The organism is Xenorhabdus taiwanensis, assembly GCF_036512875.1.
Taxonomy (GTDB): domain Bacteria; phylum Pseudomonadota; class Gammaproteobacteria; order Enterobacterales; family Enterobacteriaceae; genus Xenorhabdus; species Xenorhabdus taiwanensis.
This window is the reverse complement of the sequence record NZ_AP028978.1, coordinates 288,462-302,933: the sequence shown is the minus strand read 5'-3', so window position 1 is coordinate 302,933 and position 14,472 is coordinate 288,462. Positions and strand designations below refer to the sequence as shown.

Annotated in this window: 14 protein-coding genes; 7 read left to right on the top strand and 7 right to left on the bottom strand. The window is 41.8% G+C overall.

Annotation, left to right across the window (positions count from 1 at the left end; all coding sequences use genetic code 11):
• Positions 1–315: 315 nt before the first annotated feature.
• Complete coding sequence (fkpA, locus tag ACE1SE_RS01280) at positions 316–1,080, bottom strand: FKBP-type peptidyl-prolyl cis-trans isomerase (protein ID WP_374052318.1); 765 nt, start codon at positions 1,078–1,080, stop codon at positions 316–318.
• A 245-nt stretch (positions 1,081–1,325) separates the two neighbouring features.
• On the opposite strand from fkpA, the gene ACE1SE_RS01275 reads away from it, so the two are divergent.
• Positions 1,326–1,544 (top strand): SlyX family protein, encoded by a 219-nt coding sequence (locus ACE1SE_RS01275; protein WP_374052317.1) that lies wholly within the window; start codon positions 1,326–1,328, stop codon positions 1,542–1,544.
• A gap of 90 nt (positions 1,545–1,634) precedes the next feature.
• Here ACE1SE_RS01275 and slyD read toward each other — a convergent pair whose 3' ends face one another.
• Entirely contained in the window at positions 1,635–2,159 is a 525-nt protein-coding gene (gene slyD / locus ACE1SE_RS01270) for a peptidylprolyl isomerase (protein WP_374052316.1), read from the bottom strand.
• 143 nt (positions 2,160–2,302) lie between these two features.
• A complete protein-coding gene (locus ACE1SE_RS01265; RefSeq protein ID WP_374052315.1) occupies positions 2,303–2,506 on the bottom strand; it encodes a YheV family putative zinc ribbon protein in 204 nt (67 codons plus the stop codon).
• Between the two features lie 248 nt (positions 2,507–2,754).
• Between ACE1SE_RS01265 and ACE1SE_RS01260 the strand changes: the two genes are divergently transcribed.
• Complete coding sequence (locus tag ACE1SE_RS01260) at positions 2,755–4,698, top strand: ABC transporter ATP-binding protein (RefSeq protein ID WP_374052314.1); 1,944 nt, start codon at positions 2,755–2,757, stop codon at positions 4,696–4,698.
• 260 nt (positions 4,699–4,958) lie between these two features.
• On the opposite strand, the gene ACE1SE_RS01255 is transcribed toward ACE1SE_RS01260, so the two are convergent.
• Positions 4,959–5,852 (bottom strand): LysR family transcriptional regulator, encoded by an 894-nt coding sequence (locus ACE1SE_RS01255; RefSeq protein ID WP_374052313.1) that lies wholly within the window; start codon positions 5,850–5,852, stop codon positions 4,959–4,961.
• Positions 5,853–6,848: 996 nt separating this feature from the next.
• On the opposite strand from ACE1SE_RS01255, the gene murQ reads away from it, so the two are divergent.
• Together murQ and murP are read left to right on the top strand one after the other, a co-directional pair.
• Positions 6,849–7,754: an N-acetylmuramic acid 6-phosphate etherase gene (gene murQ, locus ACE1SE_RS01250; protein ID WP_374053558.1), complete on the top strand. Its 906-nt coding sequence runs from the start codon at positions 6,849–6,851 to the stop codon at positions 7,752–7,754.
• 27 nt (positions 7,755–7,781) lie between these two features.
• Complete coding sequence (gene murP / locus ACE1SE_RS01245; RefSeq protein WP_374052312.1) at positions 7,782–9,248, top strand: PTS N-acetylmuramic acid transporter subunit IIBC; 1,467 nt, start codon at positions 7,782–7,784, stop codon at positions 9,246–9,248.
• Between the two features lies 1 nt (position 9,249).
• Here the strand turns inward: murP and ACE1SE_RS01240 are convergent, their stop codons facing one another.
• The gene (locus tag ACE1SE_RS01240; RefSeq protein WP_374052311.1) at positions 9,250–9,855 is read right to left on the bottom strand and encodes a LysE family translocator; all 606 of its coding nucleotides are present in this window, start codon (positions 9,853–9,855) and stop codon (positions 9,250–9,252) included.
• Positions 9,856–10,036: 181 nt separating this feature from the next.
• Here ACE1SE_RS01240 and ACE1SE_RS01235 point away from each other — a divergent pair, with 181 nt between their 5' ends.
• From ACE1SE_RS01235 to crp, 3 genes are all read left to right on the top strand, one after another.
• Positions 10,037–10,255, top strand: a complete 219-nt coding sequence (locus ACE1SE_RS01235; RefSeq protein WP_099117630.1) for a YheU family protein — start codon at positions 10,037–10,039, stop codon at positions 10,253–10,255.
• Positions 10,256–10,321: 66 nt separating this feature from the next.
• A complete protein-coding gene (locus ACE1SE_RS01230) occupies positions 10,322–11,191 on the top strand; it encodes a phosphoribulokinase (RefSeq protein ID WP_374052310.1) in 870 nt (289 codons plus the stop codon).
• Between the two features lie 424 nt (positions 11,192–11,615).
• Positions 11,616–12,248: a cAMP-activated global transcriptional regulator CRP gene (crp, locus tag ACE1SE_RS01225; RefSeq protein WP_273577086.1), complete on the top strand. Its 633-nt coding sequence runs from the start codon at positions 11,616–11,618 to the stop codon at positions 12,246–12,248.
• A gap of 61 nt (positions 12,249–12,309) precedes the next feature.
• Here the strand turns inward: crp and ACE1SE_RS01220 are convergent, their stop codons facing one another.
• Both ACE1SE_RS01220 and ACE1SE_RS01215 read right to left on the bottom strand, forming a co-directional pair.
• Entirely contained in the window at positions 12,310–13,527 is a 1,218-nt protein-coding gene (locus tag ACE1SE_RS01220) for an aspartate aminotransferase family protein (protein WP_374052309.1), read from the bottom strand.
• Positions 13,528–13,649: 122 nt separating this feature from the next.
• Positions 13,650–14,225, bottom strand: a complete 576-nt coding sequence (locus ACE1SE_RS01215; RefSeq protein ID WP_374052308.1) for an aminodeoxychorismate synthase component II — start codon at positions 14,223–14,225, stop codon at positions 13,650–13,652.
• Between the last annotated feature and the right edge of the window lie 247 nt (positions 14,226–14,472).

Below are 14,472 nucleotides of genomic sequence, written 5' to 3'. Positions count from 1 at the left end.
AAAAGTGTTTGTTCTATATTATTCTATTCTGACTATTCAGAGTAGTGACGTTAAAACCACATCGAACTGCCGTCAAGCTCTTGCTGAGTATAGCGCGGGGTTCTATCACAGCTTTATGCCGAATCCACCTGAAATACGAAAAGCAATATCTCATTTAATACCGCGGGAAATAATAAGCAAATAAATTTATTATTTTTTATCCATGCTTATTACTAATCAAATAGAGGTAAATATCAGCAACAAATCGAAAGGTGGCAGAAATATGTGATAAAGCAGGAACCTTAAGCCCCTGCTAATATCTTTTAATTACAAGAATTATTTTGCCTTGGCAGCAGGCTTAATATCCAGTAATTCAACATTGAAAACTAAAGTGGAGTTAGCTGAAATTTTAGGTAAATTTGCCTGATCATAAGCCAGCTTAGGAGGAATAACTAATGTGATTTTTCCACCTTTCTTCACATGCTGTATACCTTCTCTCCAGCCTGGAATAACGCTGTCCAAACGAATTGTCAGCGGCTCTTTACGGTCATAAGAACTGTCAAAAACCTGACCATCAATCAAAGAACCTTCGTAGTTAACAACCACAGTATCGGTCTCTTTAGGTGCGTCACCAGTGCCTTCTTTTTCAATTTTATAAAGAAGCCCTGTTTTAGTTTCCACTACGCCAGCTTGTTTAGCAAACTCTTTACGATATTGAGCACCCTTTTCGCCATTTTCACTGGCTTCTTTTTCTGCCTTGGCTAAAGCTGCACTTTTCACTTTAGATTCAAAAACCATCAGGGTTTTCTGAATCTCTTTATCAGTCAGTTTGGCTTTATTATTTAACGCATCTTCAACACCCGCCAGCAACTGTTCTTTTTCTATATTGATACCGAGTGCTTTCTGCTCTTGCAATGAGTTGGCCATGTAGCCTCCCAGAGAAGCACCCAGAGCATAAGAATTTTGCTGTTCTGCTGTTTTAAAAGCACTATTTAGTTTTACTTCGTCTTTGGTTTCGGTGTTAGCAGCCAAAACCTGAGGTACGCTAAATGCCACCACCAGAGTTGTTGCCAGCAGAGTTGTTTTAAACAATGATTTCATCCTATTCTCCAATTAAGTTTGGGTGGGGTTACCATCAGCATCGATCATAACGTTTACTATAACCGCCCAAGGAAACCAATGACAATATTTGCTATGCCTTGCCATAAAAATCGTTGAGACAACATTAAAGCAAAGAGGTTTCGTAAGATCCTATTTCACTGGATATATGAGCATTATAGTGGCATCTTGACCGAATCATCGATCCGTCATTTACATTAATTGATTCAGAAGCAGGAGGAAAGATAATGGAGTTATCTGAATTTGAGCGAAGATTTGAGCAACTAGAAACCAAGCTGGCTTATCAAGAAGCCACTATTGAAGAATTGAATCAGGAAGTGATAAAGCAACAGCTCGAAACTGACAGATTGAAAGAACAACTAAAATTAATCGCTGAACGTCTGCAAACCCACCAGACATCCATCATTGCCCCACTTTCTGAAGAAACACCGCCCCCTCATTACTGATATTCATCAGGGAAGCTCTCTGCCAAGGAAGGCAGACGCAAAATAAAAAAAGAGAAGCTTAAAACCCGCTTCCCTTTTTCTGCTTAAATCTTAATGGCAGCTACCGCCGCAGCACTCATGATCGTCGTGATCGTGATCACCACAGCCCCCCTGACCATGTACATGACCATGCGCTAATTCTTCTTCGGTCGCTTCACGGATCGCTACAATTTCAACATTGAATTTCAGATTCTGACCAGCCAGCATGTGGTTAGCATCAACAACCACTTCATCACCTTCTATGGCAGTGATTTCTACTGGAATAGGCCCTTGATCCGTGTCAGCCAGGAAACGCATACCAACCTGAAGATCATCAACGCCAACAAACACATCTTTTGGTGCACGCTGAACCAGGTTGTCATCATACTGACCGTATGCATCTGCTGCTTCTACGCTAACATCAAAACGTTCACCCGCCTCACGGCCTTCCAGTGCTTTCTCTAATCCGCTGATCAGAGAACCACGGCCATGCAGATAGTCTAACGGCGCACTCACCGAGGACTCATCAACTAAAACACCATCTTCTGTTCTTACTTGATAAGCCAGACTGACCACCAAGTCTTTTGTTACTTTCATGACAACTCCTACATACCCGAGGGAAAAATCCGTGAGGGAAAATTTTTACTGCTCAAAAAATGCGGCCAATTGTAACGGAATTCTACGTTACTGTACCTAGGCAATAGCAAAATTTATCCACAATTCATTGTAGATGTATTGAGTTACTGTGGTGTAAAGATCCCAATGACCTGTTCCTGCTCTCTGATATCAGATGTGACAGCTTCTTCTGTCTGTCTCTGTATATGGCCACAATGGACACACTCAACAACATCAACCTTATTTTCCTGCCACATTGCCAGCGTATCCTGTGATTGGCATTTTGGGCAAACCGCTCCTGCAATAAAACGCTTACGACTGATTGACATAATTCCCCCTAAGACGTGTCAGAACACCTATTTTCCGCTACCATGCACACCAGACACTTAAAATTGAACACATATACCCAATAGATTTCAAATTGCGGCACATCGATCACTATACGCATCAACGATCACTAGCATATCAATATACGATTGGTATGGGGAACGCAGTCAACAAAGCAGCAACTTGAAAGATGAAGGATATATAAATCCAACTATTAATTAACTTAACACATTATATATAAACGACATCTATGATTGTTTTCTCTTCACTGCAAATCCGTCGTGGTATCCGCGTTCTGCTGGATAACGCCAACGCAACCATCAATCCTGGACAAAAAGTCGGATTAGTTGGCAAAAATGGCTGTGGTAAATCTACCCTGCTCTCATTACTGAAAGATGAACTTCAGGCAGAAAGCGGTTCTGTCACATTCCCCAACAACTGGGCACTGGCCTGGGTTAATCAGGAAACGCCGTCCCTAGAAACATCAGCACTGGAATATGTCATTGATGGTGACCGTGAATTCCGGCAACTGGAGCAAAAACTTAAAATAGCCAACGAACAAAATGACGGTCACGCCATCGCCCATCTTCATGGCTTGCTTGATACTATTCAGGCGTGGACAATTCGCGCCAGAGCCGCCAGTCTGCTGCACGGATTGGGTTTTTCTCAGACGCAGCTAGCACAACCGGTACGTTCGTTCTCTGGTGGCTGGCGTATGCGTCTCAACCTGGCACAAGCGTTGATCTGCCGCTCTGATCTGCTATTGCTCGACGAACCGACCAACCACCTTGATCTGGACGCGGTTATCTGGCTGGAAAAATGGTTGAAAAGTTATACCGGTACCTTGATCCTCATTTCCCACGATCGCGATTTTCTCGATCCAATCATCGATAAAATTCTGCATATTGAGCAGCAGGATCTATACGAATATACCGGTAACTATTCTTCCTTCGAACGGCAACGCGTGGCCAAACTTGCCCAGCAACAAGCGCTATACCAAAGCCAACAAGAGAAAGTGGCACATTTGCAGAGCTATATTGACCGCTTCCGCGCCAAAGCCTCTAAAGCGAAACAGGCACAAAGCCGCATCAAAATGCTGGAACGCATGGAGCTTATCGCTCCTGCTCATGTCGATAACCCTTTCCATTTCAGTTTCCGCCAGCCAGACAACCTGCCGAATCCACTCTTAAACATGGACAAAGTCAGTGCTGGTTATGGTGAAAAAACGGTATTGAACTCGATCAAATTAAATTTAGTGCCAGGTTCACGGATCGGCCTGCTAGGTCGCAATGGTGCGGGTAAATCCACGTTGATCAAATTGCTGGCAGGCGAGCTCGCACCTCAGCAAGGAGAAATTACCTTATCGAAGGGCATTAAACTGGGTTATTTCGCACAGCACCAGTTGGAATACCTGCGGGCAGATGAATCTCCATTACAACATTTAGCCCGAATCGCTCCCCAAGAAACGGAACAACAGCTTCGGGATTATCTGGGAGGATTTGGCTTCAAAGGCGATCAAGTGACCGATCCAAGCGGACGTTTTTCCGGTGGTGAAAAAGCCCGTTTGGTATTGGCACTGATTGTCTGGCAGCGCCCTAACCTCCTTCTGCTTGACGAACCGACTAACCACCTTGATCTAGACATGAGACAAGCATTAACTGAAGCACTTATTGATTTCGAAGGAGCTTTAGTCGTCGTTTCGCATGACAGGCACTTACTGCGCTCTACAACAGACGAACTTTATCTGGTGCATGATGGCAAAACAGAACTTTTTAAAGGTGATTTAGAAGATTACCAGCAATGGCTCACTGAACTACAACGCCAACAAATGCGGGATGATCAGGAAAAAGAAAAATCAGAGACCGAATCTCCAGCGAATAGCACTCAAAATTACAGTGCCCAAGAGCGTAAAGATCAAAAACGGCGTGAAGCTGAATTCCGTAACCAAACGCAGCCATTGCGCAAGCAGCTTTCATCCCTTGAAAAACAGATAGAAAAGCTGGGTATGGCACTAACGGAATTAGAAGAGAAGCTGTCAGATAACACGCTTTACGACAATGATCGTAAAACTGAATTGACTGAATGCCTGCATCAGCAAACGCAAACAAAATCCAAACTGGAAGATGCTGAAATGGAATGGCTGGACATTCAGGAACAGCTCGAACAAATGACAGCAGAATTTAATGCGAGTTAAAGAGTCAATTAATTTTTCAGGTATAAACCTGTAGGTATATAATCGGGTATTGTCATTCAATGCCCGATTATTCTCTGAATACTCGCCGTAAAAAATAATAACTCATCAATTATGCAGGAAATTATTTATAATTTAAAAATGTTTCAGATCCTCATTTTTCGCTCCTTACTGAGAAAACTGTTACAAATTACACCTCAAACTTGATGATCATAAGAGACAAAACGAAAACATTCCTTATAAAACAAAAAACAATCACTGACTTATACATTAGCAACTAAGGCAGAAAAATTTTCAGCATCTTTAATCAAAGCCTCATCCATGGATTTTGTCCATACCACACCCAGATCAATTTTTTTATCTGTTTCAACAATTTCCAAAAAATTCATATAATACTCAGGAATAGAGCTAATAATTCGTTTAGGCACACAGGTATAAGCATTATTTTTTGTGATCATCTCTACTATCAACATGATATCATTTGTTTTTAATAGCAAATGCATATTGTCACCAGTATAAACAGGAAAAACATTGAGGCAATCCGTTAACTCAACCATCTCTTTTTTTTCTGGTGAATTTGTCGGAGTAACTCCGTTCCCAAACTGACCGAAGGCCGTCCTGCATTTAGATACCAGATGACTTCCTTTCTTAAAGATATAGATCAATCTTTCCGTAAACACCTTTTTTGGCTCTAACTGAGCGCTAATAGATGATAGCGGCATCACTGCAATATGTAACATCCCTGCATTCAATAAATTTATCTGCTGCTCAACTGACAGTCCAGTCACCAATGACAGCACGGAATTCCCTTTTTTTTCCACTATCTGATTCTCTATTTGAGAATAATTGTGGATAGGAAAACAAGAGCCGACGTATAAGTGCCTGACCATATCTTCTTTTGAATCGAAATGAACCTGACTTTTGAAGTGTTCATAGTGAGATAAAAACTTCCGAGTATTTTCCAACGTCTTCTGCCCAAAATCTGTCAACCTTGTCCCATTTGGTCCTCTTGTAAATAGTGACGCGCCAAGAATATCTTCCAACCCGTGGATTTTCTTCGTCAAGGCCGGCTGTGAAAGATAAAGCCTCTCAGAAGCCTTATGATAATTAAGAGTTTCAGCCAAAACGATAAAAGCTTCAAGATTGCGTATATCCATGTTCTTTAGCCCAATGATTGTTGAATAACTACAAAACATTACAGATTCATGGTGATAGCATTTTAACTTAGTGTTTTGCCAAAGGTTTTATCAGGTCAAATGGTCAAAATGTTAACTAATAAAATGTTAGTTAATAAGGGTACAATTCGCAAAACATTTATTATAATTATGCTTTAATTTCAATATAAAATTATTTCAATGGTAACAAATAATTCTGGAAATATGGACACGCTCCTTATTACCCATATTGTTCATCACTCTATTTCATTTCTTAAACTACAGCGTCATTAATATTTATGAAGTTTAAAAATCGAGGTATAGCATACAAACAAACCCACAAATGATAATTTCTCTTTATTGAGAATCTGTCAAATCAAATACCATAAATCATGAAAGTTAAAATATCATATTGTGAAAATATTGTGTGAATAATTTAATTTTGAAATATAAAAAAGCATATATGTCTGGCTTACTCGCATAATGTAGCAAATAACATATAATTCACATCCATTATATTATTAATGGCTCATCCATACTTGACTTTTATGGTCATTTTAATATTTACTCTTATTACGTGTTAATAAGGCAATATAATATTAAAAAATAACAATACGGCAATGGCAGGTTTTACAATGTGTTGCTAGTGATAATATACACTTATTCTTAACAAGTTTTTAATCTTTTTTATATCGGAATATTCTGTATTGGCTTGTTGTTTTATGGATAAAGTATATTGATTTTTATCGAAAAACAAAAAACATATAAAACCAAATTGATAACCAATTATAGTATATGATTTTATTTTCTTTCCTGTCACCTAGTCATCCAAGAAACCACCTTTAAACATAATATCGACAATTTTGACCGGTATAAAAGAGAAAGCGGGAAATAGTGTTTTTAATCTATTTTTGTGTATATTTTCTATTAAATGCTCAGTAAGATAATCTGAAGCACATAAATCACTTCTTAGTTTCGATAAAACATGGCAGAAAAATGATGAAAATCGACTTGAGCAATATGATAACAGAGAGTCGTAATCCCGCCAGTACCCACATCGATCAACGCTCAACTCTCGATATGTTGCGCATTATCAACGATGAAGATAAAAAAGTGGCTATTGCTGTTGAAAAAACACTGCCTCGAATTGCCAGTGTGGTTGATAAAGTTGCCGAGGCATTCCGTCAGGGTGGGCGCTTAATCTATAGTGGAGCCGGAACATCTGGGCGCTTGGGTATCCTGGATGCCAGTGAATGTCCACCAACTTATGGTACAAAACCAGAACAAGTAATCGGCTTAATTGCTGGAGGGCATCAAGCCATTCTGCAAGCTGTCGAAAATGCAGAGGATAATCGGCAATTAGGTACAGAAGATCTTAAGGCATTACACTTTAATCAAAGAGATGTTCTGGTAGGGATCGCGGCCAGTGGCCGAACACCTTATGTATTAGGTGCAATGGAATATGCCCAATCAGTGGGTGCTACTGTCGCCTGTATCAGTTGCAATCCAGATAGTCCAATGGTGCAATTGGCTGATATTGCCATCACGCCCATCGTGGGGCCAGAAGTGATAACGGGTTCATCCCGCATGAAGGCAGGAACGGCACAAAAGTTGATACTGAATATGATCACAACAGGCGCCATGATTCGTATTGGCAAGGTATATGGTAATTTGATGGTTGACGTAGAAGCTACCAATGCCAAATTAATTGAACGCCAGAAGAATATTGTCATGGCCGCCACGGAGTGCAGCAGAGAAATGGCAGAACGGGCCTTAAACGCCTGTGGTGGTCATTGTAAGACCGCAATCGTCATGATTTTATCGGGTATTAACGCCGAAGAGGCCAAAGCATTATTAGCAGAAAACCAAGGGCTTATCCGACCTGCTATCTCAATAGACCGATAATCATTTCCTCTTCAGAAGGGGGGAGAAATGGCTAAAATTCGTCAGGAAATGTTGGTGGAAATACTCAACGCCATTGGCGGAGTGGGTAATGTTGTACGCTGTGGAAATTGCATGACCCGCCTGCGGTTGACGCTACGGGATAATTCACTTGCCGATATATTCAGGTTGAAGAAGATTGCCGGTATCCTGGGCGTTATAGCGACTGATGACCAACTTCAAATTATCCTTGGCCCCGGCAAAGCCCAAACAGCAGCAGAGACGATGACAACATTGTTAAGTGGTACACGCCACTCCAGTGGATCTGAATTTTCCCCTGCTAAACCCCATTCTGACACGCTAAAAGATATCGCCACTTCTAACAAAAAACATCTCAAAGAAAAACAAACCAGTTCAGTCCATAAATTTCTGGCTAAATTTGCCACCATATTTACTCCCCTGATCCCTGGATTTATCGCCGTTGGCCTGTTATTGGGTTTTGCTACTCTGCTGGAACAAGTTTTTATTAAAGAAGTCACTCATCCCAACGCTATATTGGTTGAAATGGTTGGCTATATGAAAATTTTCAGCAAAGGAATGTTCAGTTTCTTAGGGATCTTGATTGGCTACAATACACAAAAGGCATTTGGAGGATCTGGGGTTAACGGAGCCATCATTGCTTCTCTATTTGTGCTGGGTTATAACGCCGAAGCTACCCGTGGTTTCTACTCCGGTATCAGTCATTTTTTTGGTTTCGCTATTGACCCGCGAGGCAATATTATCGGGATACTGATTGCCTGTATTCTTGGTGCTTGGGTAGAAAAACAGATCCGCAAAATCATGCCATCTGCTTTGGATATGATCCTGACTTCGGCAATGACCCTACTTATCATGGGCGCTGTTGCATTTATCGTCATTATGCCTGTCGGAGGTTATCTGTTTACCGTGATGTCATGGCTGTTCATGAACTTGAATGGTAACCCATTCGGTACAGCCATCCTGGCAGGGCTATTCCTAATCGCCGTGATGTTTGGTGTGCATCAGGGCTTTGTCCCTGTCTATTTTGCTTTGATGGAATCACAAGGATTTAATTCCCTTTTTCCCATTTTGGCGATGGCAGGTGCGGGGCAAGTAGGCTCCGCACTGGCGTTATATGTCAAAGCCCAAAAAGGCGCTTTGCTGCGCACTCAAATCAAAGGCGCCATCATTCCAGGCTTACTGGGGATTGGCGAGCCCTTGATCTATGGTGTCACACTTCCCCGCGTCAAACCTTTTGTCACTGCCTGTCTCGGCGGTGCCGTAGGTGGTTTTTTTATCGGCCTGATTGCCTGGTGGGGATGGCCTGTCGGATTGAATAGCGTTTTCGGCCCTTCCGGGCTAGTCGCCCTGCCGCTGATGACATCCAACAGCGGCATCTTCACGGGTATGGCAATATATGGTGTCGGACTAATCATCTCTTATATCGCTGGCTTCACGCTCACGCTATTCTTCGGCAGCAAAAATATCGACTTAAGTTAACTCAGCCAAACCAGATTAAAGGCACACAAGCGGCTGTCAGGACACCCATTGCGATATTGAATGTAAACCACGCGCGACGGCTTTTCAGTAACTGTCCAATCAGTGAACCGAGAACAAGCCAGATTGCACCCGCAAGGGTATTAACGATTAACATCACGATACTGATAACAAAAATGGAATGGTTATACCGCTCTCCAACCAGACTGTAACTACTGATTGCCCCCAATCCCATCAACCATGTTTTGGGATTCAAGAACTGCAATAGCCAACCTTGATAAATTTTTATTGGCTCTCCTGCCGATGTTGTAGTATCCAACCGCTTATAATGCGAAGTGGCTGTTTTCCAGGCCAGCCATAATAAATACAGGCATCCGAGTATTTTCAGGCCCATATGTATAGCAGGATAAATCAACAGTAACGCCGCAATACCAAACGCAGACAGCAGTAAAATTGTCTGCATTCCCAGAATAATGCCCAGACAAAGCGGGATAGAGCGGCGAATACCAAAATTAGCTCCCGATGATGTCAGTAACAAATTATTTGGTCCTGGTGTGACAGCGGAAATAAACATAAATATACTAAGCGAGAATATCAGGCTCAAAGTCATGGGTAGATTCCCCTCCCACCCAGTTAGTTGACATTTATTTTAAAGAAAAATAACAGTATGTTATTTCATATACAAGATAATTGATCATGAAATCAATTCATTATGAATCCCTGACGATAACCCATTGGCAACGTCTAAATTTACCCGATGATGAATTACCGTATTCTCAGGAGCAACCACAATGATTATCCCGTGGCAACAATTGGAAGCCGATACACTCCACAACTTAATTGAAAGTTTTGTCCTGCGGGAAGGTACGGATTACGGTGAACAGGAAAAAACACTCGAACAAAAAGTGCAGGATGTAAAACGTCAGCTTGAACGAAGTGAGGTTCTGTTGGTATGGTCTGAACTACATGGAACCGTTAATATCTTGCCTAAAGAAATGTTCCGTCCGTAAAGTTCAGCTTACTTTATTCATTCTAATTGACTGATTCACCAGTTTTATTGCTTAAGGAGTCTGTTCATGTCTGCCAAACATCCCGTCATCGCAATCACTGGTTCCAGTGGCGCAGGAACAACCACTACCAGTGTCGCTTTCCGCAAAATTTTCCAACAATTTGACATAACAGCAGCACTAATAGAAGGGGATAGTTTCCATCGTTACACTCGTCCTGAAATGGATGCCGAGATACGCAAAGCAAGAGAACAAGGCAGACATATCAGCTACTTTGGGCCAGAAGCCAATGATTTCGGTATGTTGGAAAAGACATTCTTTGAGTATGGGGAAACGGGCAATGGTCGCTGCCGAAAATATCTCCATACCTATGATGAAGCTGTTCCCTATAACCAATCACCAGGGACTTTCACACCGTGGGAACCCCTGCCATCAAATACGGACGTCCTATTTTATGAAGGACTGCATGGTGGTGTTGTCACGCCACAACACAATGTCGCCAGTCATGTGGATCTGTTGATTGGTGTTGTGCCTATCGTCAACCTAGAATGGATACAAAAACTCATCCGTGATACCGGAGAACGTGGGCATTCCAGAGAAGCTGTCATGGATTCCGTTGTCCGCTCAATGGATGACTATATCCGCTACATTACACCTCAATTTTCACGTACCCACATCAATTTCCAGCGTGTCCCTACCGTTGATACCTCCAACCCCTTCTCTGCCAAGGCCATTCCCTCGCTGGACGAAAGTTTTATCGTGATCCGCTTCCGTGGTCTCACTCAAATTGATTTTCCTTATTTACTCGCTATGCTTCAGGGTTCATTTATTTCCGGCATAAATACTATCGTCGTTCCAGGTGGAAAAATGGGGCTGGCAATGGAATTAATTATGGCACCGCTTGTTAAACAATTACTGGAAGGCAAAAAAATTTCGTAATTTAATCCCTATTTAATTTTTAATTAGGCAGGTAACAAAAAATAACGTTACCTGTTTTATTTAAATAAACTGACCATTTTTGTGGCATAATTTCTTCCCTTTTATAAATGTAAAATCAATAAAACCAACTCTTCTGCCTGATTTCTGGTAATCTGGCAGCCAGTTTAATATGCTGAAGCGATACAGGAGAAGACAGAAATGCTTTCCTGTGTTACAAACAAGGTTACAAGCGTGGACTGGCAAGGTATATGGGTTAAAATCAATATGCCCAAATTTTGACATCCTTATAATCCATATAAAATTCCCGCTTGTCAGTTTTTCAGCAGGTTAATATGTTAATCTATTGACTTTATAAAGCCAGCCTGAAGAGAAACTACCGTTTCTCACATCATAAAGGCAAAAATAACAACAGAGGATAAAGCGAATGGTTCTCGGCAAGCCACAAACAGACCCTACTCTTGAATGGTTTTTGTCACACTGCCATATTCACAAATATCCATCCAAGAGCACGCTTATTCATCAAGGCGAGAAAGCAGAAACGCTTTACTACATTGTTAAAGGTTCAGTTGCTGTTCTAATAAAAGATGAAGAAGGTAAAGAAATGATTCTCTCTTATTTAAATCAGGGAGATTTCATTGGAGAACTTGGATTGTTTGAAGAGGGGCAAGAACGTACTGCATGGGTGCGAGCAAAAAGTGCCTGTGAAGTGGCTGAAATTTCCTATAAGAAATTTCGCCAGTTAATTCAGGTGAATCCTGATATTCTAATGCGTTTATCTGCTCAGATGGCAAGTCGCCTACAAACCACTTCCGAAAAAGTAGGTAACTTAGCTTTTCTGGACGTTACAGGTCGTATCGCCCAGACATTGCTCAATTTGGCCAAACAGCCTGATGCAATGACTCACCCTGATGGTATGCAAATCAAAATCACACGTCAGGAAATTGGGCAGATTGTGGGTTGCTCGCGTGAAACGGTTGGCCGTATCCTGAAAATGCTTGAAGATCAAGACCTGATCTCTGCACATGGCAAAACCATCGTTGTTTACGGAACACGTTAATTCCCGATAGACCAGAAACTCAGCCAGTGCAATCCGTTACTTCGTACTGGCTTTTTTACTGCTATTTGTTTAACCAGCGGGATATCGCCATTTCCAGCCGCATCATACCCTCTGTGATTTCGTCCTCTGGAATGATCAATGATGGTGTAAAACGCAAAATGCTGTCTCCTGCACTTAATAACATTAATCCCAACTCCGCCGCTTGCTGCAATATTTCTCTGGCCTTACCCTGATATTCGGCTTTCAATACGGCTCCAATCAGCAAGCCTTTGCCACGCAATTCATGGAAAATACCATATTTTTGGTTCAGCTTTTCCAAAGCATGAATGAACATATCGTGCCGTTTTTCCACGCCCATCAGCACTTCTGGCGTATTGATGATATCCAGTACGACACAACCGATACTACAAGCCAATGGATTTCCACCATAAGTCGTTCCATGCGCACCCGTTTCCATTGCCGCCGCTATTGTATCTGTCGTTAGCATTGCACTGATTGGAAAACCGCCTCCCAGCGCTTTTGCTGTCGTCAGGATATCCGGCTGTACGCCATAATGCTGGTAAGCATATAACTTACCCGTGCGCCCTATTCCACTCTGAACTTCATCAAAAACCAACAACGCCTGATGTTTATCACACAATTCCCGCACCCCATGCAGAAACTCCATTGTCGCAGGAGCGACTCCACCTTCTCCCTGAATCGGCTCCAAAACAACAGCACAAGTGTAATCATCAATTTCCGCCCTGACGGCATCTAAATCATTAAAAGGCACATGAAAAATATCAGCAGGTTTAGGCCCAAACCCTTCGGCATATTTCGGCTGCCCTCCTACCGAAACCGTGAAAAAAGTGCGTCCATGAAACGCCTGATAGAAAGCAATAATTTTAGTTTTATTTGGATGATGACGAGTAATCGCATAACGACGTGCTAATTTAAATGCCGCTTCATTGGCTTCCGCTCCCGAATTAGCGAAAAAGACCTTCTGGGCAAAAGTCACATCAATTAATTTCTGTGCTAAGGTTAAGGCCGGTTCGTTGGTAAAAACATTGCTGACATGCCACAATTTTTCACCTTGCTGTTTCAACGCGTTCACCAAAGCCGGATGAGAGTGCCCTAAAGCCAGAACAGCGATACCAGCGGTAAAATCAATGTATTCTTTACCCTGTTGATCCCATACTCGACTTCCTTGCCCTTTGACAGGAATAAAATTCGCTGGTGCATAAATGGGCAACATCACTTGATCATAGATATTTCGGTTTACTGCTTTATTTTCTGCCATTTCCCTCACCTTATTTTTATATTTGCCATTTACACGTGAAATAATAGTCATAAAATATGAATAAAAAATCACTCAAGGGCAAATAAAAAAACAACAGAATGAGGGAATGTGGAGGTATCTAACTAATATTTGAGGAAATTATTTAACAATTCATGTCCCTGCTCACTAAGAATGCTTTCTGGATGAAATTGCACGCCTTCCAGTGGCAAAGTACGGTGGCGTATTCCCATGATTTCATCTACGTCACCATTACGCTGACTCCAAGCCGTCACTTCAAATGAAGCAGGAAGCGTTTCTGCGGCAATGACCAGAGAGTGGTAACGGGTGACCGTCAATGGACGATCTAATCCTTTAAATACCCCTTGCTGGCTATGGTGAATCTGGCTGGTTTTTCCATGCATCACTTCACGAGCTTTAACAACACTCGCCCCAAAAGCCTGGCCTATTGCCTGATGTCCCAGGCACACACCGAGGATGGGTAATTTCCCTGCAAAATGTGAAATCGCTTCCAGCGAGATCCCTGCTTCATTCGGCGTACAAGGGCCTGGAGAAATGACTAAATGAGTAGGCGCCAAATTTTCGATATCTTCAAGCTGGATCTCATCATTACGCTTAACTAAAACCTCTGCCCCTAATTCACAAAAATATTGATATAAATTGAATGTAAAAGAATCGTAGTTATCTATTATTAGTAACATAGGAGTATATCCTACTGATTATTATAGTCTTATAAGTTGCCCTACCCCATTGGGGTATTATGCATTCTGTATAATAGTAAAATCAGGTAAAGCAGTATCAACAGCAATGGGGGACTCATCATACCACAGAAGCACTTTTAAAATAGGGGTACGGCGACCGCATTACCATCGTGCAACAACATAGAAAAGGTGAAGAGGGGGAGAATACAAACGGTACTCAAACAATCATAAACGATTATCCAAATAC

Coding starts and splice junctions, on each gene's coding strand:
- ACE1SE_RS01230 (WP_374052310.1), top strand. CDS start 10,322: ATGTCTGCCAAACATCCCGTCATCGCAATCACTGGTTCCAGTGGCGCA.
- crp (WP_273577086.1), top strand. CDS start 11,616: ATGGTTCTCGGCAAGCCACAAACAGACCCTACTCTTGAATGGTTTTTG.
- fkpA (WP_374052318.1), bottom strand. CDS start 1,080: ATGAAATCATTGTTTAAAACAACTCTGCTGGCAACAACTCTGGTGGTG.
- ACE1SE_RS01275 (WP_374052317.1), top strand. CDS start 1,326: ATGGAGTTATCTGAATTTGAGCGAAGATTTGAGCAACTAGAAACCAAG.
- ACE1SE_RS01255 (WP_374052313.1), bottom strand. CDS start 5,852: ATGGATATACGCAATCTTGAAGCTTTTATCGTTTTGGCTGAAACTCTT.
- slyD (WP_374052316.1), bottom strand. CDS start 2,159: ATGAAAGTAACAAAAGACTTGGTGGTCAGTCTGGCTTATCAAGTAAGA.
- murP (WP_374052312.1), top strand. CDS start 7,782: ATGGCTAAAATTCGTCAGGAAATGTTGGTGGAAATACTCAACGCCATT.
- ACE1SE_RS01220 (WP_374052309.1), bottom strand. CDS start 13,527: ATGGCAGAAAATAAAGCAGTAAACCGAAATATCTATGATCAAGTGATG.
- ACE1SE_RS01265 (WP_374052315.1), bottom strand. CDS start 2,506: ATGTCAATCAGTCGTAAGCGTTTTATTGCAGGAGCGGTTTGCCCAAAA.
- ACE1SE_RS01260 (WP_374052314.1), top strand. CDS start 2,755: ATGATTGTTTTCTCTTCACTGCAAATCCGTCGTGGTATCCGCGTTCTG.
- ACE1SE_RS01240 (WP_374052311.1), bottom strand. CDS start 9,855: ATGACTTTGAGCCTGATATTCTCGCTTAGTATATTTATGTTTATTTCC.
- murQ (WP_374053558.1), top strand. CDS start 6,849: ATGAAAATCGACTTGAGCAATATGATAACAGAGAGTCGTAATCCCGCC.
- ACE1SE_RS01235 (WP_099117630.1), top strand. CDS start 10,037: ATGATTATCCCGTGGCAACAATTGGAAGCCGATACACTCCACAACTTA.
- ACE1SE_RS01215 (WP_374052308.1), bottom strand. CDS start 14,225: ATGTTACTAATAATAGATAACTACGATTCTTTTACATTCAATTTATAT.